The organism is Phytohabitans houttuyneae (assembly GCF_011764425.1).
In the GTDB taxonomy this organism is placed as follows: domain Bacteria; phylum Actinomycetota; class Actinomycetes; order Mycobacteriales; family Micromonosporaceae; genus Phytohabitans; species Phytohabitans houttuyneae.
This window is the reverse complement of sequence record NZ_BLPF01000001.1, coordinates 1,507,364-1,525,960: the sequence shown is the minus strand read 5'-3', so window position 1 is coordinate 1,525,960 and position 18,597 is coordinate 1,507,364. Positions and strand designations below refer to the sequence as shown.

The 18,597-nt window shown below is 67.4% G+C and carries 18 protein-coding genes, 1 tRNA gene and 3 pseudogenes; 13 read left to right on the top strand and 9 right to left on the bottom strand.

The features are described 5' to 3' along the window. Positions 1-38 precede the first annotated feature (38 nt). The 5 genes from Phou_RS07120 to Phou_RS07105 all read right to left on the bottom strand — a co-directional run bounded on the left by Phou_RS07120 (position 39) and on the right by Phou_RS07105 (position 3,880). Entirely contained in the window at positions 39-494 is a 456-nt protein-coding gene (locus Phou_RS07120; RefSeq protein WP_173054651.1) for an RrF2 family transcriptional regulator, read from the bottom strand. A gap of 7 nt (positions 495-501) precedes the next feature. Continuing rightward, positions 502-1,539: an AraC family transcriptional regulator gene (locus Phou_RS07115; RefSeq protein ID WP_173054649.1), complete on the bottom strand. Its 1,038-nt coding sequence runs from the start codon at positions 1,537-1,539 to the stop codon at positions 502-504. A gap of 61 nt (positions 1,540-1,600) precedes the next feature. Further along, positions 1,601-2,887, bottom strand: a complete 1,287-nt coding sequence (locus Phou_RS07110; protein WP_246273734.1) for a CocE/NonD family hydrolase — start codon at positions 2,885-2,887, stop codon at positions 1,601-1,603. Beyond that, positions 2,884-3,138, bottom strand: coding sequence for a hypothetical protein (locus Phou_RS52305; protein ID WP_246273828.1), 255 nt, complete (start codon positions 3,136-3,138; stop codon positions 2,884-2,886). Before Phou_RS52305 ends, Phou_RS07110 begins: the two co-directional genes overlap by 4 nt. 310 nt (positions 3,139-3,448) lie before the next feature. Next, positions 3,449-3,880 (bottom strand): SsgA family sporulation/cell division regulator, encoded by a 432-nt coding sequence (locus Phou_RS07105; RefSeq protein ID WP_173054647.1) that lies wholly within the window; start codon positions 3,878-3,880, stop codon positions 3,449-3,451. A 350-nt stretch (positions 3,881-4,230) separates the two neighbouring features. Between Phou_RS07105 and Phou_RS07100 the strand changes: the two genes are divergently transcribed. Then, a complete protein-coding gene (locus Phou_RS07100) occupies positions 4,231-4,722 on the top strand; it encodes a TIGR02611 family protein (RefSeq protein ID WP_246273351.1) in 492 nt (163 codons plus the stop codon). Between the two features lie 140 nt (positions 4,723-4,862). Beyond that, a tRNA-Val gene (locus Phou_RS07095) sits at positions 4,863-4,934 on the top strand. A gap of 69 nt (positions 4,935-5,003) precedes the next feature. On the opposite strand, the pseudogene Phou_RS07090 reads toward Phou_RS07095, so the two are convergent. Together Phou_RS07090 and Phou_RS07085 are read right to left on the bottom strand one after the other, a co-directional pair. Next, positions 5,004-5,774: pseudogene (locus Phou_RS07090) on the bottom strand (site-specific integrase); the annotation flags it as partial. 16 nt (positions 5,775-5,790) lie between these two features. Beyond that, positions 5,791-6,599, bottom strand: a protein-coding gene (locus Phou_RS07085) for an IS5 family transposase (protein WP_173058171.1) whose coding sequence is annotated in 2 segments (ribosomal slippage) — positions 5,791-6,260 and positions 6,260-6,599 — 810 coding nt in all. Because the reading frame shifts where the segments join, the coding sequence is not laid out codon by codon here. A 195-nt stretch (positions 6,600-6,794) separates the two neighbouring features. Between Phou_RS07085 and Phou_RS07080 the strand changes: the two genes are divergently transcribed. The 8 genes and pseudogenes from Phou_RS07080 to Phou_RS07050 all read left to right on the top strand — a co-directional run bounded on the left by Phou_RS07080 (position 6,795) and on the right by Phou_RS07050 (position 14,419). After that, the gene (locus Phou_RS07080; protein ID WP_308784482.1) at positions 6,795-7,670 is read left to right on the top strand and encodes an IS5 family transposase; all 876 of its coding nucleotides are present in this window, start codon (positions 6,795-6,797) and stop codon (positions 7,668-7,670) included. 50 nt (positions 7,671-7,720) lie between these two features. Continuing rightward, positions 7,721-8,095, top strand: coding sequence for a hypothetical protein (locus tag Phou_RS07075; protein WP_173054641.1), 375 nt, complete (start codon positions 7,721-7,723; stop codon positions 8,093-8,095). After that, positions 8,071-8,205: pseudogene (locus tag Phou_RS55335) on the top strand (transposase); the annotation flags it as partial. The gene Phou_RS07075 and the pseudogene Phou_RS55335, both read left to right, overlap by 25 nt. Beyond that, positions 8,202-8,510, top strand: a complete 309-nt coding sequence (locus tag Phou_RS07070) for an ATP-binding protein (protein WP_218578822.1) — start codon at positions 8,202-8,204, stop codon at positions 8,508-8,510. The pseudogene Phou_RS55335 and the gene Phou_RS07070, both read left to right, overlap by 4 nt. Before the next feature lie 861 nt (positions 8,511-9,371). Then, the gene (ltrA, locus tag Phou_RS07065) at positions 9,372-10,442 is read left to right on the top strand and encodes a group II intron reverse transcriptase/maturase (protein WP_218578820.1); all 1,071 of its coding nucleotides are present in this window, start codon (positions 9,372-9,374) and stop codon (positions 10,440-10,442) included. 285 nt (positions 10,443-10,727) lie between these two features. Next, positions 10,728-11,510 carry a transposase family protein gene (locus tag Phou_RS07060; RefSeq protein WP_173054605.1) on the top strand — a complete coding sequence of 261 codons (783 nt, stop codon included), beginning with the start codon at positions 10,728-10,730 and terminating at the stop codon, positions 11,508-11,510. Positions 11,511-11,534: 24 nt separating this feature from the next. Further along, positions 11,535-12,035 (top strand): ATP-binding protein, encoded by a 501-nt coding sequence (locus Phou_RS07055; protein ID WP_281365060.1) that lies wholly within the window; start codon positions 11,535-11,537, stop codon positions 12,033-12,035. 1,253 nt (positions 12,036-13,288) lie between these two features. Then, positions 13,289-14,419: a pentapeptide repeat-containing protein gene (locus tag Phou_RS07050; protein WP_173054640.1), complete on the top strand. Its 1,131-nt coding sequence runs from the start codon at positions 13,289-13,291 to the stop codon at positions 14,417-14,419. A gap of 26 nt (positions 14,420-14,445) precedes the next feature. Here Phou_RS07050 and Phou_RS07045 read toward each other — a convergent pair. Together Phou_RS07045 and Phou_RS07040 are read right to left on the bottom strand one after the other, a co-directional pair. Then, positions 14,446-15,224: pseudogene (locus Phou_RS07045) on the bottom strand (transposase family protein). Position 15,225: 1 nt separating this feature from the next. Beyond that, positions 15,226-16,296, bottom strand: a complete 1,071-nt coding sequence (locus Phou_RS07040; RefSeq protein WP_173058172.1) for an IS110 family RNA-guided transposase — start codon at positions 16,294-16,296, stop codon at positions 15,226-15,228. 824 nt (positions 16,297-17,120) lie between these two features. Here Phou_RS07040 and Phou_RS07035 point away from each other — a divergent pair. The 3 genes from Phou_RS07035 (at position 17,121) to Phou_RS07025 (ending at position 18,570) form a co-directional block, all read left to right on the top strand. Further along, positions 17,121-17,929 (top strand): IS5 family transposase gene (locus Phou_RS07035; RefSeq protein ID WP_173058171.1). Its coding sequence is split into 2 segments (ribosomal slippage): positions 17,121-17,460 and positions 17,460-17,929, totalling 810 coding nucleotides; the frame shifts between segments, so codons are not numbered across the junction. Continuing rightward, positions 17,926-18,213 carry a hypothetical protein gene (locus Phou_RS07030; RefSeq protein WP_173054639.1) on the top strand — a complete coding sequence of 96 codons (288 nt, stop codon included), beginning with the start codon at positions 17,926-17,928 and terminating at the stop codon, positions 18,211-18,213. The genes Phou_RS07035 and Phou_RS07030 overlap by 4 nt, the downstream gene beginning before the upstream one ends. Positions 18,214-18,357: 144 nt before the next feature. Further along, a complete protein-coding gene (locus Phou_RS07025) occupies positions 18,358-18,570 on the top strand; it encodes a hypothetical protein (protein ID WP_218578818.1) in 213 nt (70 codons plus the stop codon). Positions 18,571-18,597: the final 27 nt, after the last annotated feature.

Below are 18,597 nucleotides of genomic sequence, written 5' to 3'. Positions count from 1 at the left end.
CCGGATCTATGGTTTGGATCTCCTGGCGCCGGCCTGCGTCAGCGGGGCTCCCAGGCGTCGGGGCGGGTGACCAGCTTGCGGACGTGGGCCGGCATCTTGCCGCTGACCATCTCGGCGAGGCTCACCTCGTCGACCACCTCGCGCACCGCGGCGCGGACGGCGACCCACAGGCGGGGGAGGTTTTCCGCCGCGCCCTCGTACTTGGTCTCCTCCGGCCGCAGCCCGCGCACCCCGGCGAGCGGGCCGTCGACCGCGCGCAGGATCGAGCCGATCGTCACCTCGCGCGGCGCGTGGGCCAGCGTGTATCCGCCCTCGGCCCCCCGCTGGGCCCGCACGATCCCGGCGCGGCGCAGGTCGGCCAGGACCGCCTCGAGGAACTTGCGTGGCATGTCCTGCTCATGCGCGATCGCCTGTGCGGACATGAGTGACGGGTAGGCGGCAGCGAGACTGAGCGCGGCTCGCACCGCGTAATCACCGCGGGCGGAGATTTGCACGCTTACATCATGCCTGTACGAACCCAGTTACCGGGTCGAGGGGTGGTCGTGGCGCCGGCACACCCGCTCGGGCGGCGGTCGGCTCGCCGCCCTGTGGCGGGACCTCGGCGGCCTCGGCGGCGCCGGCGTTGATCGGGTCGGCGGGGTGACTCGTGGGTGAGGTGGCCGCCCACGCGCGGAACGCGCCGGGGCTGTGACCGGCCTCGCGCTGGAAGAAACGGCCGAAGTTTGTCGGCTCCGGAAAGCCCAGCCGCCGCCCGATCTCCGCGACCGGGAGGTCCGTGCCGGCCAGCAGCCGCTTCGCCTGGAGCGTCACCCGGTCGTCGATGACCTGCTTCGCGCTGCGGCCGGTGGCGGCGAGGCTGGCCCTGGTGAGCGTGCGCACGCAGCAGCCGAGCCGGTCGGCGTACTCCTCGACCCGGCGGGAGCGCGCGTACCCGGCTTCGAGGTCGGCGTGGAAGCGGGCGAACGTGTCGTCCTCGTGGCCCTCGACCGGCCACGGACCCCGCGGGCCGTCCGCGGGCAGCGCGCCGTCGGGGTCGGGGACGTGCCCCTCGGTGGGCTGCGGCCCGAGCAGGCGGATGCGGAGCAGGAGGGTGGCGAGCTGCTGCCGCAGCAGCTCCGGCGACAGCTCCCGCTCGCAGTCGACGACGAGCTGGCTCACCTCGTTGATGACCGCGTCCTCGTCTTCGCCGGCGAGCTGGCGGTGGGTCGGGCCGCCGTCCGGCAGGTCGGGGACGCCGTCGCCCTCGTTCGCCGCACCGCCCCTCGCCGGCCACGGGCTGGGCGTCCAGCAGACAAGCGTGGCGTCGAGGCCCGGCTGGCCGCCGGGGCGGACCAGCTGGCCCGGTCGCGCCCAGACGAGCGTGCCGGGCCGGCACTGGAACATCTCGAAGTCGACCTCGTGCGTCCCGTGCCCCTTGGTCACCAGCATGAGCAGGTGATGGTCCAAGATGGACGCACTGTGTGGCGCGAGATCACGCAGCGTGGCGGTGGCGATCCCGGCGGGACCAGTCCCACCAGCGAAGTGACCGAAACCGACCATCCAACCGACCGTAGCCGCAGCCGCGTGACCTCGCACGCCCTGGCGCAAAGCTGCCGGTCGCTCAGCGCAGCGGCACGTCCACCCAGCTCGACCCGCCGACCGAGACCGCCGCCCCGTACGGGTTGGCGTCGAGGTAGAGCGGGTCCTCCGTGTCGAGTACGAGCGCGAGCCGATGGCCGGCCGGCACGTTCCACGCCGTTGCCGGCAGCGCCAGGTCGATCACCTGCTGGCCGCCCGACAGCCACGTGTACGGCGCGTGCGTCACCAGCCGCCCCGTGCCCAGCAGGTCCACGTCGTACAGGTAGGCGACGACCGTGCCGGTCGAGGCTCCCGGCGTGACGGTGAGGTGTACCCGTGGGATGCCGCGCACCGCCGCGCCGCCGGGCAGCAGCCCGGTCTGCCACACCGCGGCCCGCGAGCGGTCGACGGCCGGGAGCCACGCGAGCGGCGGGATGCCGGTGAGCGCCTCCAGTCCGTTGGTGAGCAGCACGACGCCGGCGTTGGCGACCGTGTCGCCGTTGGCGCGGAAGGAGGCGGCGGAGAGCGGGTACCGGTTGGAGGTGCCGGTCACGTCCGCCCAGTCCGCGTACGACTCGACGCCGCCGCCCCGCACGCGCAGCACCACCGGCGCCCCGCCCGCCGCCCCGCCCCGCAAGTGCTGGTCGAACCACTGCCGCGTGCTCGCCCACACCTCGTTGGGGAGGCCGGCGAGGCCGGTCAGCTCGGGGATCGCGTGGTCGCCGGGCGAGAGCTCCAACCGCTTGGGCCCCGTCAGGTCGCCGAAGAACTCGACAAGCTGGTTGGGGCCGAAGATGGAGTCGCCGTACGCGTTGGCGAGCAGGATGGCCGGCTGGTTGGCGCGCAGGCCCGCAAGGTACGTCTCCGCCGAACGCAGCTGCCCCCACGCGGTGATGCCGCCGATGTTCCGGTTGGCGAAGTAGTCGGACACGATCTGCTCGAACTCGGCGCTCGGCCGCCCCACCAGCCGCGCGGCCGCCTGGAGCAGCCACACCGCCTGCGGGTGGCGGGTCTGGCCCGCGTACAGCGACTCGACGAGGTCGCTCCACCCGGACAGCGCGGCCACCGCGCGCACGCGGGGGTCCTGGCCGGCGGCGATGAGGGAGATGCCCGCGCCGTACGAGACGCCGCCCAGCCCCACCCGCGCCGGGTCGGCCGTCGTGTTGGCGTCGAGCCAGTCGATCGCGGCGGACACGTCGGCGATGTCCTTCGGGCCGGCCGTGTCGATCTGGCCGCCGGAGGCCCAGAAGCCGCGCGCGGTGTACGAGAGGACCACGTAACCGGCGGTGGCGAGGGAGCGGGCCTGTGCGAGGTACTCGGCGTCGTTCAGGCCCCAGCTGGAGATGAAGACGATCGCCGGGTGCGGGCCGGGGTGGTGGGAGAGATGAGGTTCGCCTTGAGGACCGCGCCGTCGCGGGCGGGCAGGTCGACCAGACGGAACGCGGTGGTCGGCGCCGCGAGCGCGGGAGCCGGCGCCGCGGCGAGCAGGGTGAGGATTCCGAGTACGGCCGTGAGGAGCCGCTTGATCCATGCCGGGGTTGCCCGCCGGGGTGTGGCGGGCTCGTGTCGGGAGTGGGCCATGGTGACCTCGCGGGGGACTGGCCGGACCCGGAGGACGGCCGGGTCCGGCGAGCGAGCCGCGGTGGCGCCACCACGATTATGTTACTGAACGGTAGCGTAGGTGTTAACCAGCTCACAAGAGGGATGTGTCGATGTCTTGTGCCCGCACGCAAGTGCGCCGCGCGGAGACGGCAGCTCCGCGCGGCGCTTGTTTTGTGGTGTTGTGTTGGTGCTGTGGTGTTGTCTTGGTGCTTTTGTTCTGTGGGTGGTCCGTGGCGCGGTCAGCGTTCCGGCCGTGGCGCGGTCGGCGTCGCGCCTGTTTGTGGCGCGGTCAGCGCCCCGCCAACAGGCGGTTGACCGCCGCGTCGACGTCGAGGTGGTCGGTTTCACGGCCTCGCGGCACCACGACGTAGGTCCGCCGCAGGAACCGCACCAGCACACTGCGTGGCACCTCGAAGAGCGCGTTGCCGTCTGGTGACGACAGCGCGAGCGCGACGAAGTCCCCGCGCGGCGTGGCCCAGGGCCACACCCGCACGTCGCCGATCCCGGCCGGCTCGTCCAGCCCGGTGACGAGCAGCTCGCGGGCGAAGGACCAGCTGACCGCTTCACCGCCCGCCGACTCGGCGTGGAACAGAACGTGGACCGCGTACGGATCGGCCGGGTCGTAGCGCAAGCTGGCCCGTACCGGCAGCGCCGTCGCATCCGGTGCGACGAGCCGCAGCGACGTCTCGACCTCTACGGTCGTCGGTCGGATGACACTCATGGACGTTCTCCCCCCGGCACCGCTGCGGGACGCATTTGCCCCGCGTCTCCCATACTCAGTGGATACTCCTGATTACGCTCCGCCATACGCTGATCTCACCCAGTAGTGGGAAGACGGCCCCGATTTGCCACAAGAATGAACCGCTTTCGGATAGGATGTCCGGTTCTTTTTTCGTGGTGGTTGCCGCCCGGCGTCGGGTGTGGCTCAGACGTCGACTCACTCCGGTAACGTCCAGTGGTCCGGATGAGTGACGGGCGGGACGAGACTGCGGAGGCGAAATGGCCCCAAAAGAGGCCATACTGGGTGACGGTATGGGGCGCCCCGCCGTGGTTTCGGGGAGTGGACCGGCGATGACGGGGACAGACGTGGTGGACGCCACAGGAGCGGGCCGACCTTCGGGCGGCGACCCACAGGAGGACGGTGCAGCCGGCGCCGACACCGACCTGCTTCGAAAGCCGCGCTGGCGCGACCGCATGGGCACGACGCTCGACGTCATCCGCGCCAACCCCACCGGCCGTGTTGCGCTGAAGGTCGTGGTCGGCCTGGCCGGCCTCATGGTGGTCGCGGTGGGCGCGCTGCTGATCCCCTTGCCCGGCCCGGGTTGGCTGATCGTCCTGGGTGGACTCGGCATCTGGGCGATCGAGTTCTCCTGGGCCCGGCGCCTGCTCACCTTCACCCGCCGCAACCTTCGCTTGTGGACACGCTGGGTGGGCCGCCAGTCGTGGACCGTCCGCATCGCGATCGGCATCTTCGGCATGATCTTCGTGAGCGCGGTGGTGTGGGCGTCGGTGTGGCTGAGCTTCGACGTCAACCTGGTGACTGAGGTCCTCAACCGCCTCTGACTCTGCTCCTGTCGCCCGTCCCTGCTCCTCTGCTGGTCCTCTGCCGCGCTGCTCCTTGCTTGTGCTCGGCGTTGTTCGCGACGCGCGGGGGATCCGAGGTGCGCGGCGGGGAGCGGATCGGGTACAGTCGTGCGCGCTGAGGGCGATTAGCTCAGCGGGAGAGCGCTTCGTTCACACCGAAGAGGTCACTGGTTCGATCCCAGTATCGCCCACCGAGGTCAGAGGGCATTATCCATCGATGGATATGCCCTCTTTTCGTCTCCGAGTATCTATCTGAGTGACTACGACCCGCCGGGACCGAAGATCGCGTCCATGGTGGTCGCGCCGCGGAGCAGGATCGGTCGGAGCTGGTGTCGGTACACCGCCTCGGTCACGGTCGTGCCGGAGTGCCCGCACAGGTCGGCGATGTCTTCGATGCTGACGCCGCTGTCGGAGAGCAGGGACACGAAGCTGTGGCGCAGTTCGCGAGGGGTCCAGTCCTTGGCGTCTAGCCCGGCCTTCTTGACCACCCGCCGGAACCCGCGACGGACGTTAGCCGCATCCAACGGGGTACCGATCCGCGTGGTGAATACAAGGCCGTGTTCCTGCCACCGGTCACCCGCCCGGTCGCGGTCCCGATCCTGCTGTTCCCGGCGACGTCGGAGAGCTGCGATGCAGCGGAGCGGAAGCGCGAGGGACCGCCGCGACTTCTTGGTCTTGGTGTCGCCGCCCTCCCGGACCGAATGCCAGACCATCACGGCCGGCGGTGCGGGCGGCTGTTCGTCGGGCCGACCGTCTAGGTCGGTATGGTCCCAGCCCAGTGCGCGCAGCTCCTCAGTCCGGGCACCGACCAACACCGATGCGGCTATGTACGCCTCCATCGGATCGCCCTCGGCGGCGGTAAGTAGAGCCCGGGTCTGTTCGAGGGTGAGGGACTTGGATGGCCGGCCGGGTTGCCCTTTGGGGACCTTGCAGAGCGCGAAGACGTTTCGTCTTACCTTGTCGCGTGCCATGGCGCGGTTGGTGGCGCGGTTACCGATGGCGAGAAGGTCGCCCAGGGTCCGGGTGCTCAGCGTCTTAGGCCGTGTCTCACTTGGTCGCCTTGAGCAGGCGGCGATAGGTGAGCAGGGTGCAGGCAAGGTCGGCGAAGGCTTGGAAATGTTCGGCTTTGCGGTCGTAGCGGCGTACGAGGCGGCGGTTGCGTAGCAACCAGTTCAGGCATGCTTCGACGATCCAGCGGTGCCGGCCGAGGCGTTCGGAGGACTCGACGCCTTTGCGGGCGATCCGCACGACTATGCCACGGCGGCGGACCTCGGCGCGCAGGACCGGCTGGTCGTAGGCCTTGTCCGCGTGCAGCTTGTCCGGCCGCCATCGAGGCCGCCCCCGGCGTCCGCGGATCGGGGCGACAGAGTCCAGCAGCGGGATCAGCAACTGGGAGTCGTGGGTGTTCGCGGCGGAGATCAGGCAGGTCAGGGGTACACCACGGCGGTCACACAGTATGTGTATCTTGCTGCCTGGTTTGCCGCGGTCAACCGGATTTGGCCCGGTGAGGTCCCCCTTTTCTCGGCCCGTACCGAGATCGAGTCGACCACCGCCCGAGACCAGTCGATCTCGCTGATGACACCGAGTCCGTGCAGGAACTGCTGGTGCAGTTGCTCCCACAGCCCAGCGACGGTCCACTGCGTAAACCGGCGGTGTGCCGTGGACCGGCTGACGCCGAACAACTGGGCGGGCAGCTTCCACCACGAGCAACCGGCCTGAACCAGGTACACGATCGCCGCGAGCACGGCCCGATCGTCCGCACGACGCTTCCCGCCACCCTGCCGACGACGCGCCTGTACCGGGATCAACGGCTGCGCGACCTGCCAGAAGTCATCCGGCGCCCACGTCCGAATCATGTCCTCCACCACGAACGAGGATCATGCCGCAGCCCAGCGATCCTCCATCTAGGACACGCCCTAAGTGGTTCCGGGTGGTTGGTGGTCCGGGTGGAGATCGATGATCACGGCCGTCGCGGCGTGGTGGCGTGACATGCAGAAGGGCCTTCGGGTACGAGCAAAGGCGACTAAACCAGCACGACCGAAGGCCCAACCCTGTCTGTATACCTTGTCGCCGGTGTCGCCGCACCCGCCACGCCGGCCAGCACTGCCGATCACCTGCCCACCACGCGTCCGCGCCGCTACCGCTCGGACACCAGCGACGCCGAATGGGCCGTGCTGGCTGCGCACGTGCCAGCTGGGACCGGCCGTGGCCGGCCGATCATCTACCCACGTCGGGACGTGGTCGACGCGATCCGCTACCTGGACCACACCGGCTGCCAATGGGACGCCATGCCCGCCGACTTCCCACACCACAAGCTGGTCTACCACTACTTCAAGACCTGGACCGACGACGGCACCCTCAACCGAATGCACAACAGCCTGCGCGAACAGGTCCGTACCCAGGTCGAGGGCCGTAACCAGCAGCCCACCGCCGCCGTAGTCGACTCCCAGAGCATCCGGGGCGCCGAGACAGTCAGCCGCGACAGCCGCGGCTACGACGCCGGCAAGAAGATCAACGGCCGCAAACGACACATAGCCGTGGACACCTGCGGACTACTACTGGCGATCCTGGTCACCGCCGCCAACGTGCAGGACCGCGACGCCGCCCGACCGCTGCTCTGGTCCCTACGCGCCTGCTTTCCCACCATCACCCTGGCCTGGGCCGATAGCGGCTACGCCGGCAAACTCGTCCACTGGGCCGCCACCCGTCTGGCGTTGAGCGTCCAGATCGTCGCCAAACTCGCCGGACAGACCACCTTCGTCGTCCTACCCCGCAGATGGTGCGTGGAGCGCACCTTCTCCTGGATCAACCGCTGCCGCCGCACCGTCCGCGACTACGAGCGGCTGCCCGCCCACCACGCCGCGATGGTCCAATGGGCCATGATCATCATCATGACCCGACGCCTCGCCCGCCACCAACCCACCTGAAACCCTTATTTACCAGGCTCTTACAGATCGGCTTCCGGCAGCATGACGACGTGAGTGGGTTGCGGTGGGAGGACGTGCGGGTGTGGTTCGATCTTGTCCTGAACGGGACGCTGCCGGACGTGCACGTGCCGGAGACGACCGTTGAGGACTGGCGGACGCTGATCGCCCTGGTGCAGGCGGAGGGCTGGCAGTGGGAGTACCGGGTCGACGGCGAGCCGGGCGAGCTTCCCGCGGTCGAGGACATGCTGAGCCGTCGAGACGAGGCGAGAATCGCGTTGCACGTCTGGCCGACGCCTGATGTTCTTGCGATCTTTCGGCCTTACGAGGCTGAGCAGATCGACTTCGATGTCGATCTCCGTGAGCTGCAAGGGCAGGCGCGGTTGGATGTGCTGTGCCGGTTCTTCACAGCAACGTCGTGTCGCTGACCCAGCGCCGACTCGCGCAGCTGCCCGCCGACACCCGGCCGCTGCCCACCGTCACCGCCTACGACCAACTGCTCCGCCACCGCCGCACCGCAGAGGGGAACAGGCCATGACCCGCCATCGTGGACTCACCGAACAAGCCGCCGACGCCGCGATCGACTCCGCCTGCCGGCTACTGCGCCTACCCACGATCCGGTCCCAGTTCCCCGACCTCGCCGAATCCGCCAGCCGCGAACAGATGACCTACCGCGGGTTCCTCGCCGAGCTGCTCATGGCCGAGTGCGACGACCGGGCCCGCCGCCGCTCCGAACGCCGGATCAAGGCTGCCGCGTTCCCCCGGGACAAGCCCCTGCGCGCCTTCGACTTCGACGCCAACTCCAATGAGCCATTTTCGTGCGCCCAGCAGAGCGGAGGTTGATCGTGTAGGAGGTTGATCTTCGTTCGTAAGCTCGTCGTCGCTTGCCGGTGGAAGTCCGGTCCGGGTAGCTGCCAGGAGGCCCGGTAGCAGACTGGCGGTCTCGTCTGGAAACGGGCGGGGTCGGAGCCCAGTGTCGAAGGCCCTGTGATAGGGGGAGCGACTGAGCGGTCCGTAGCGTGAAGCGAAGCCTGCGGCGTCGTTACTCAGCTGCCTGTGAGGGTGGCGTGGGGAGTGCCGAGCCCTTCGGAATCGGGGTGAAGGCCATGGAAGCGGTGTAGCTCCTGGATTGCAGCCGCGAGGGACTCTCCGGCGTATGGGGCGCGGAACGTTCAGATAGTGACGGCGGGAACTGAGGAGACCCTCCCCGGCCCGGCAACCTGCGGAGTTTGTTGCCGGAAGCGTGGTGTCCTATAACCGATGACCTCGGGAAGTGGATTACCGGCCGGGAGGGAGTCGGAGGCGGCCGTAGTACCGATCGAGCCGAGCGGACAACACAACCGCCGGTGAGGGAAGGGCCGCTGCTTCGTCGACGCGTGTGATGTTGAGGAGGGGCCCGGTGAGTGCCGTTTCGGCTAGTCCCGCCGCTGGTGGATCAATCTTTGATCCGGTTCGTGCCTTGCAGCATGCGCTGTACCGGGCGGCCAAGGCCGATCCCGGACGTCGGTTCCACGCGCTGCGAGACAAGGTCTGTCACAGAGACGTCTTGTGGCGGGCGTGGGTCGCGGTGCGCCGTAACGACGGCGCCCCGGGCATCGACAGGACCACCCTGGACCAGGTTGAGCAGTACGGCGTCGCCCGGCTGTTGGACGAACTGGCCAGCGAGCTGACGGACGGCAGGTATCGGCCGTTGCGGCGCGGCGGGTGTTCATCCCTAAGCCCGGCAGCAGCGAGTTGAGGCCGCTGTCGATCCCTTCGGTGCGTGACCGCATCGTGCAGGCCGCGGTGAAGATCGTGCTCGAGCCGGTCTTCGAAGCGGACATGCTGCCGTGCAGTTTCGGGTTCCGCCCGAAACGCTCGGCGCACGATGCCCTGCAGGTGCTCATCGAGGAGTCCGCGCGGGGTAGGCGGTGGGTGGTCGAGACGGACATCGCCAACTGCTTCTCGGCGATACCGCATCAGGAGTTGATGCAGGCGGTTGAGGAACGCGTCTGCGACCAGGCCGTGTTGAAGCTGCTGCGGGTGATGCTGCGCGCGGGAGTGATGGAGCACGGTCTGGTCCGTCGGGAGATAACGGGCAGCCCACAAGGCGGGGTCATTTCGCCGTTGCTCTGTAACGTCTACCTGCACCGCCTGGACCGGCAATGGTCGACGCGTGAGCACGGGGTGCTGGTCCGTTATGCCGACGACGTGCTGGTGATGTGCAAGTCCCGCGAGCAGGCGGAGGCCGCTCTACAACGGCTTCGGGATCTGCTGGCCGAGCTCGGTTTTCAGCCGAAGGAGGCCAAGACCAGGATCGTGCATCTGCAGGTTGGTGGGGAAGGCGTGGACTTCCTCGGCTTTCACCACCGTCTGGTGCGATCCCGGCCCCGCGATGGGCGACGCCCGTTCACCTTCCTTGCCCGCTGGCCCGCGAACAAGGCCATGCAGCACGCCCGCGACCGGATCCGTGACCTCACGGCCCACCGCAGGCTGCTGCTACCTGTTGAAGCGGTCGTGCAGGGCATCAACGTGTTCCTGCGTGGCTGGACCGGATACTTCCGATACGGGCACTCGGCCCAACGCTTCAGCAAGATCAGACTTTACCTGCGGGTGCGGGTGGCGTTGTTCATCAGCAAGCGGTACCGCCGCAGCCGGCACTTCGGCCGTCGGGCGCTGCTGCATTTCACGCCCAACGAGTTCGGTCTGATCAGCCTTTACGGGATCGTCGTGCAACCCAGGGCTGGCAAGCCCTGGCGGGACAAGCCGAATGCCGGCGGTGAACGACGTCGGTAAGCCGTGTGCGGGAGAACCGCATGCACGGTTTGACGGGCGGGAACTGGAAACGGAGCGGGGCCACGCCACGGCCACGGCAGTGGGACACCCTGGCGGGAAACCGCAGGAACTGGAAGGCTGCCGGACCTACCGCTGGAACACCGCCACCGCGCCAGTTCCCGACCCTCCATCGTGGGTTGGGGCCGTTGGAGTCCTGGTAGCGAGGTGTGTCGGTGCTCCACATAGGACGAGACTCCCGGTAGGACAGCAGTCGACCAAGAACGACAGCCCTGTCCAGGAGTCTCGTTGCTCACGTATGTTGCCACCATCCCGTTGTCCACGCGTAGCCTGACGCGCCTTGCCGAGCTGATCCGAGCCCGACGTGTTGAGCTGGGTGGACGATGGCGGCGGCTGCCAGCGCATGAGCAGGCGTTGATGACGCTGGCCCACCTGCGCAACGGCGACACCCTGGTGAGGCTGGCGGTCGGGTTCGCGGTGTCGGTCAGCACCGTGTGGCGGTACCTGCGCGAAGCGATCGACCTACTCGCCGCCCTGGCCCCTGACCTGTCCCAGGCGGCCGATCGGGCCGGTCGGCTGGCGTACGCGATCATCGACGGCACACTGATCCCGATCGACCGAGTCGCCGACCAGCGGCCTTACTACTCGGGAAAGCACAAACGGCACGGTGTAAACGTGCAGGTCCTGGCCGACGCGGCCGGCCGGCTCGTGTGGGCCTCGCCAGCACTGCCCGGCGCGGTCCACGACCTGACCGCCGCCCGTACCCACGGCCTGATCAACGCCCTGACCAGGGTGAACGTGATGACGTTCGCGGACAAGGCGTACCAGGGCGCCGGCGGCACTATCTGGACGCCGTTCAAACGACAGCCGAACCGGCCGCGGCTGTCCAAGCGGCAAAGATCAGTCAACCGCCAGCACGCCAAGATCCGCGCGCTTGGCGAACGTGCGGTAGCCACCCTCAAGACCTGGAAAGTGCTGGCCAAGCTGCACTGCAGCCCACACCGCGCCACCGCCATCGTCCAAGCGATCCAGGTCCTCCAACACACCGAAGACGACCGCTACCCACGATGAAAATGGCTCAATGTCGACCCCGCCATCATCCACACCCTCGCCACCTGCGGCTGGGTCAAGAAAGGGCTACCGCTCTGCCTGATCGGGGACTCCGGCACCGGCAAGAGCCATCTGCTCATCGGGCTGGGCACCGAAGCCGCGATGGCCGGGTTCCGGGTCCGCTACGTGCTGGCCACCAAACTCGTCAACGAACTCGTCGAGGCTGCCGACGACAAGATCCTCACCAAGACCATCGCGCGTTACGGCCGCGTCGATCTTCTCTGCATCGACGAGCTCGGCTACATGGAATTTGACCGGCGCGGCGCAGAGCTGCTGTTCCAAGTCCTGACCGAACGCGAGGAGAAAGCCTCCGTCGCGATCGCCTCCAACGAGGCGTTCTCCGGCTGGACCAAGACTTTCACCGACCCGCGGCTCTGCGCCGCAATCGTCGACCGGCTCACCTTCGGCGGCAACATCATCGAGACCGGCTCCGACTCCTACCGGCTCGCCCGCACCCGCAACCAGCTCGCCAACACCAACCAATGAGCCACCCGTCCGGCGGCATCATGTTCGTCTACGCCCTCACCCAGCCGATCGACGACTTCGACGCCCTCACCCCGCTACCCGACTGGATCGCCGCCGACCCCGCCGCACGCACCCGCTGGGCGCTGCAAGCCGTCCTCGCACTCGCCGACGCCGCCACCCAGGTCCGCTGGGACGGCGACATGCGCCACCTTCCATCGGTCGGCGCCGTCCTCACCCCACCCGACGCCATCCCCTACCTGACCATCAAACAGGACAACAACGGGACCACCTTCGTGATCAGCGGCGTCGAGCTGCCCTGGCCCGCCGGCACCATCGACGCCACAGCACGAACACGCCCTCGCCCAATCGGCGCCTGGACCCCACCCCACCAGCCAGGACATCCCGCCAATCCCACAACCCCAAGGCCTCCCCACCGCAGGCTCCGCCACCGATCCGCCCTTCTGAACCGTCGTCACGGGGCCACAAGGACCGACGCGCAACGATCGGCAAGACCATCAGGTGGCGCCGAAAACTCACCGACATTGATCACGGCTTCCGGCCAAACCTGGCGCCGAAACCCACGAACATTCGGTGCTCGTTCTCACGAACGAAGCCACATAGGACAGACCCGGTAGAAGCCGACCACGACCGACAGCCGCCGCGACGCTGTCGAGGGCTGGTAGAGCGGACATCCTGCAGCCAGCGCACGTACCGTTCGATGTCAGCGCGGACCGCAGCGAGCGGATCGAGCTCCATGGCGGTGCACCAGCGTAGGAAGACCCGTAGATCGGACTCGGTGTGGATCCGGGTCTGGCCGCGGTAGCGGCCCAGGTACGCAGCCGACGCCACCTGCAGAACGAGCTCACTGCGATGCGTCACGCCGGAAGTAGCAGAAGAAGCAGCCATGCAACACCGTGCGTTGCCGGCGACGATGAACGCCAGCACGCCCGCACCGGCAGCTGAGTGCGCGGATCTTGAGTGGCAGATCTTATGTGGCATATGCCAGGGCGACCTCGGACTGCGTTGCATCACGAAGGAGCAACGCCGCAACCTGGGGTTCCGCCGCGCGTGGTGCCGGCATCGCCCACAGACATGCCTCAACACACTGACGAGGTGAAGCACCACCGTGGATGCCAGCGGCCACAATGGAGGTCATGTCTTCGCCGATGGACCGCCGGATAGCGGGACGAACCAGCGACGCTGAGGCTAGCCTCGACGACACAGGCAGCGCTCCCTCCCCCTCATTAAGCACCCTCCGGCTATGGCCTATCGGTGTGGTCATCGCCTTGGCGTTCGTCGGCGTCTTGGGCAGCGCCGCAATTCTCATAGTTATAGGCCTACGCGCGTTGGGAATATCGGGGGTAGCGGCGACCGATAAGGCAAGCGCTGCAACGATATTCGATCTACTCAAGGTGGTATTCGCAACAATCGCAGGGTCGGGCGGAATAGTTGCCCTTGTTGTGGCGTATCGCCGCCAACGGGTAGCTGAAGCAAGCAATCGTCTAGCCGAATTTTCATCAACTCTCGAAAACCGAAAAGAGGATCGCGAGCGCACCCGCTTGCTAAATGAAAGATTCGCCACCGCATCTGCGCAGCTCGGTGACGAAAATGCCGCAGTACGCCTCGCGGGGGTCTACGCAATGGCGGGCTTAGCGGATGATTGGCCAGCGCAACGTCAAACCTGTATTGACGTGCTGTGCGCCTACCTCAGGATGCCATACCCGACCAAGCCACCAGAGGACGCGAAAGAGGCGTTGTCATGGGCCCATGATCGGGAAGTGCGACACACCGTCATCCGAGTGATCGCCGCGCATCTCCGGTCGACGACGTCTACGTGGCAGGGCCATGACTTCGACTTTACCGGAGTGGCATTTGATGGTGGCGATTTTACTGGCGCCATCTTCTCCGGAGGACGAGTGCGTATCGGCTACTCGACATTTTCCGCAGGTAGGGTGGACTTCCGTGGGGCTATATTTTCGGGTGCCGTAGTCCATTTTGGCTTCGCCAAGTTCACCGGGGGACTCGTTGACTTTCGCGGCGCCAAGTTCACGGACGGTCGCGTCGATTTTGGGCTCGCGGAGATCATCAATGGAAAGCTGCTGTTCGGTAGAGAAGAGCTGGACGGAGCCGAAATTTCAGGTGGCCACCTCTTTTTCGGAGACGCACTCCTTCAAGGAGGCGAGGTGGACTTCACCCATGCCGAGTTCAACTCCGGCGTCGTGGATTTCGGCAACGCACGCTTCAAGGGCACAAGCGTCCGATGTGATAATGCCTTATTCGCCGGAGCCGCCGTTGACTTCTCCAAGATACAGCTGGAATCCACTCCTCCAGAGCTCGGCGACCCGCAGGTGTTCCGAGAAGGACTAAGACGACCCATTGCTTTACAGAGTCCACACGCTGACTGACGTGCTCGCCTGATATTGAGCCGTTTTCATCGTGGGTAGCGGTCGTCTTCGGTGTGTTGGAGGACGAGGATCGCTTGGACGATCGTGGTGGCGCGGTGTGGGCTGCAGTGCAGCTTGGCCAGCAGTTTCCAGTTCTTGAGGGTGGCTACGGCTCGTTCGCCGAGGGCGCGGATCTTGGCGTGTTGCCGGTTGACTGATCGTTGCCGCTTCGACAGCCTCGGCGGTTCGGCTGTCGCTTGAACGGCGTCCAGATAGTGCCGCCGGCGCCTTGATACGCCTTGTCCGCGAACGTCATCACCTCGCCGCTGGTCAGGGCGTCGATCAGGCCGTGAGTACGGGCGGCGGTCAGGTCGTGGACCGCGCCGGGCAACGCGGGCGATGCCCACACCAGCAGGCCGGCTGGGTCGGCCAGGACCTGCACGTTCACGCCGTGCCGCTTGTGCTTTCCTGAGTAGTAGGGCCGCTGGTCGGCGACCCGGTCGATCGGGATCAGCGTGCCGTCGATGATCGCGTAAGCCAGCGCGGCGGCCCTAGCTGCCGCCTGCGCCAGGTCCGGGGCGAGGGTGGCGAGCAGGTCGATCGCCTCGCGCAGGTACCGCCAGGCGGTGGTGACTGATACGGCGAACCCGACCGCCAGCCTCGTGAGGGTGTCGCCGTTGCGTAGGTGGGCCAGCGTCATCAATGCCTGCTCGTGTGCTGGTAGCCGCCGCCAACGGCCGCCCAACTCGGCGCGTCGGGTTCGGATCAGCTCGGCAAGGCGCGTCAGGCTGCGCGTGGACAACGGGATGGTGATGCCCCTATAGATGTCAAGTGGTCGCGGCCGTTGTCGGGTTGGGGATCGCGGTGCAGATGACCTTGTAGACGGTGCGGGCGAGGTATCGCTTCAAGCAGCGAATGATCTCTCGTTTGGAGAGCCCTTCGGTCGTACGTCGTTGCAAATATTCGCGTGTTCGCGTGTCCCACCGCAGGCGGGTCAGCACGGCGCGGAAGAGAGCGGCGTTCGCCTGGCGGTGGCCGCCGCGGTTGAGACGGTGGCGTTGGACCTTGCCTGACGATGCCTCAACCGGGCTCACTCCGCACAGCGCTGCGAAGGAGGCCTCGCTGGCCAACCGGTGCGGGTTGTCACCGGCCGCCACGAGCAGCGTGGCGGCGCAATCGGGACCGATGCCACTTACCTCCAGGAGCCGGGGCGCGGTGGCCTTGACAGCGGCGGTGAGCCGTCGTTGCACCTCGCGGATCTCTTGCATGAGGAACTGGATGCGCTGCGCGAGCCGCGTCAGGGCGTAGACCACAACGGCGGTCGCGCCGTCGTGGACTGCCGGATCCAGCCGGGCGCAGGCCTCGACCAACCGTCGGTTACTCAGCGAGGACAGCTGCTCCCGCATAGCCGCCTCGGCATTGACCAGTACCGCGTGGATCTGGTTGATGGCCTGCACCCGAGCCTTGACCGCCGAGTCCTTGGCGAGCTTCAACACGCGGATCGCCTCGACAGGTCCCTCGCCGGTCTTCGGTATGACACTCGCCTGACCAGCCAGCACTGATCGGGCTGCTGCCTCGGCGTCGACCGCGTCGGTCTTGCCACGCCGGCGACGCGCCGCCCGGTCCGGCCGGTTGATCTCGATAACGTCGATCCCGGCTTGGCGCAGCACGCGGGCAAGCGCGGCTCCGTACGAGCCGGTGCCCTCGACGCCGGCCCGACGCACCACCCCGAAACCCGTAGCCCACTCGACCAACCCCAGGTAGCCGTCCCTAGTGGTCGGGAAGGACATAGTGCCCAGCAGCGCGCCCAGCGGGCTTAACACTGCGGCGACGTGCACGTCCTTGTGCGTGTCGACGCCTACGACAACGTACGGGTATTGCTCAGGTTTCGACGGCATGCTGGTCACGGCGAGGGCTGCTCCTGATCCGAACGACGACGGGTCGACAGCGCGCCGGTCGGCCGTGAGCGGTCAGACCTGTGACGGGTCACCAGGGCCAAGCCCCTATCCGGACACGCTCCGAGCCGAGTCAGCCACGCCATACACCGCCTCAAGACCGGGCCGACGGATCACCATCAAGGCCATCAAGGCCAGGCAACATACGGGTCAAACCCAGACTCGAAGCGGCGCCCGATCATCCTCACAGGCAACATACGTGAGCAACGAGACTCCCGGGACAGGGCTGTCGTTTTGGTCGACTGCTGTCCTATTGGGAGTCTCGTCCTATGTGGAGCACCGACACGCCCCCGCTGACCAGGACTCCAACGACCCCAACCCACGATGGAGGGTCGGGAACTGGCGCGGTGGCGTGTCCGTGGTGGTAGGCCCGGCAGCCTTCACGATTCCTGAGGTTTCCCCATCAGGCTGTCCCACTGCCGTGGCCGTGACCGCGGTGGTGCTCCGTTTCCAGCTCCCGCCCGTCAAACCGTGCGTGCGGTTCTCCCGCACACGGCTTACCGACGTCGTTCACCGCCGGCATTCGGCTTGTCCCGCCAGGGCTTGCCAGCCCTGGGTTGCACGACGATCCCGTAAAGGCTGATCAGACCGAACTCGTTAGGCGTGAAATGCAGCAACGCCCGACGGCCGAAGTGCCGGCTGCGGCGGTACCGCTTGCTGATGAACAACGCCACCCGCACCCGCACGTACAGTCTGATCTTGCTAAGGGCGTGTCCTAGATGGAGGATCGCTGGGCTGCGGCATGATCCTCGTTCGTGGTGGAGGACATGATTCGGACGTGGGCGCCGGATGACTTCTGGCAGGTCGCGCAGCCGTTGATCCCGGTACAGGCGCGTCGTCGGCAGGGTGGCGGGAAGCGTCGTGCGGACGATCGGGCCGTGCTCGCGGCGATCGTGTACCTGGTTCAGGCCGGTTGCTCGTGGTGGAAGCTGCCCGCCCAGTTGTTCGGCGTCAGCCGGTCCACGGCACACCGCCGGTTTACGCAGTGGACCGTCGCTGGGCTGTGGGAGCAACTGCACCAGCAGTTCCTGCACGGACTCGGTGTCATCAGCGAGATCGACTGGTCTCGGGCGGTGGTCGACTCGATCTCGGTACGGGCCGAGAAAAGGGGGACCTCACCGGGCCAAATCCGGTTGACCGCGGCAAACCAGGCAGCAAGATACACATACTGTGTGACCGCCGTGGTGTACCCCTGACCTGCCTGATCTCCGCCGCGAACACCCACGACTCCCAGTTGCTGATCCCGCTGCTGGACTCTGTCGCCCCGATCCGCGGACGCCGGGGGCGGCCTCGATGGCGGCCGGACAAGCTGCACGCGGACAAGGCCTACGACCAGCCGGTCCTGCGCGCCGAGGTCCGCCGCCGTGGCATAGTCGTGCGGATCGCCCGCAAAGGCGTCGAGTCCTCCGAACGCCTCGGCCGGCACCGCTGGATCGTCGAAGCATGCCTGAACTGGTTGCTACGCAACCGCCGCCTCGTACGCCGCTACGACCGCAAAGCCGAACATTTCCAAGCCTTCGCCGACCTTGCCTGCACCCTGCTCACCTATCGCCGCCTGCTCAAGGCGACCAAGTGAGACACGGCCTAAGTCAGACGGCGGCCGCGCTCGCCGAAGCGACGACAGCCGAGCACCGGCCGGCCACGCTCGGCATCAATCTTGAGGAACCAATGCTCTGCGCGACCGACACGCTGATCTACCTGGCGCGCTTCTTCGACAACCTCGCCCAGGCCGCAGACCGACAGGCGCAGGAAAGCTACGACCCGGACAAGATCGGCCATTGGCTGCGGGAACGCGCGCAGCAGCTGCGCGACACGGCCGCATCGTTCCATGGCCCCCCGCTGAGCCAGATTTCCCGCTGACGTCGCGCTGACCGGGCTGCGGAAGAAGGCACGAAGATTTTCGAGGTGGAGGTAACGCCGGTGCCGCTGTGGCCCCAACATGTTGAGCTCGTTGCACGTGACGCGGCGGGCACGACCGAGAGGCCACAGAAGATGATCGACCCCTTGACCGCGGCGGTCCTGGGTGCCGGGTACGGCGCCGCACGGCTGGCGACCGCGCACGCCGAGACCAAGACTCTGCGAGCCCGAGCCGAGTTGGCCCGGGCGGTCGCCACCCTGGCACCCGGCACCGAGATCAGCGGCACCGGCCGCGGCGGCATCCACTGGCACATCCGGGTGCCGGCAGCGCCGGCGATCACGGCCGGCGACGGTGCCTGACAAGCAGGGCAGGGGGAACTCGAGGCG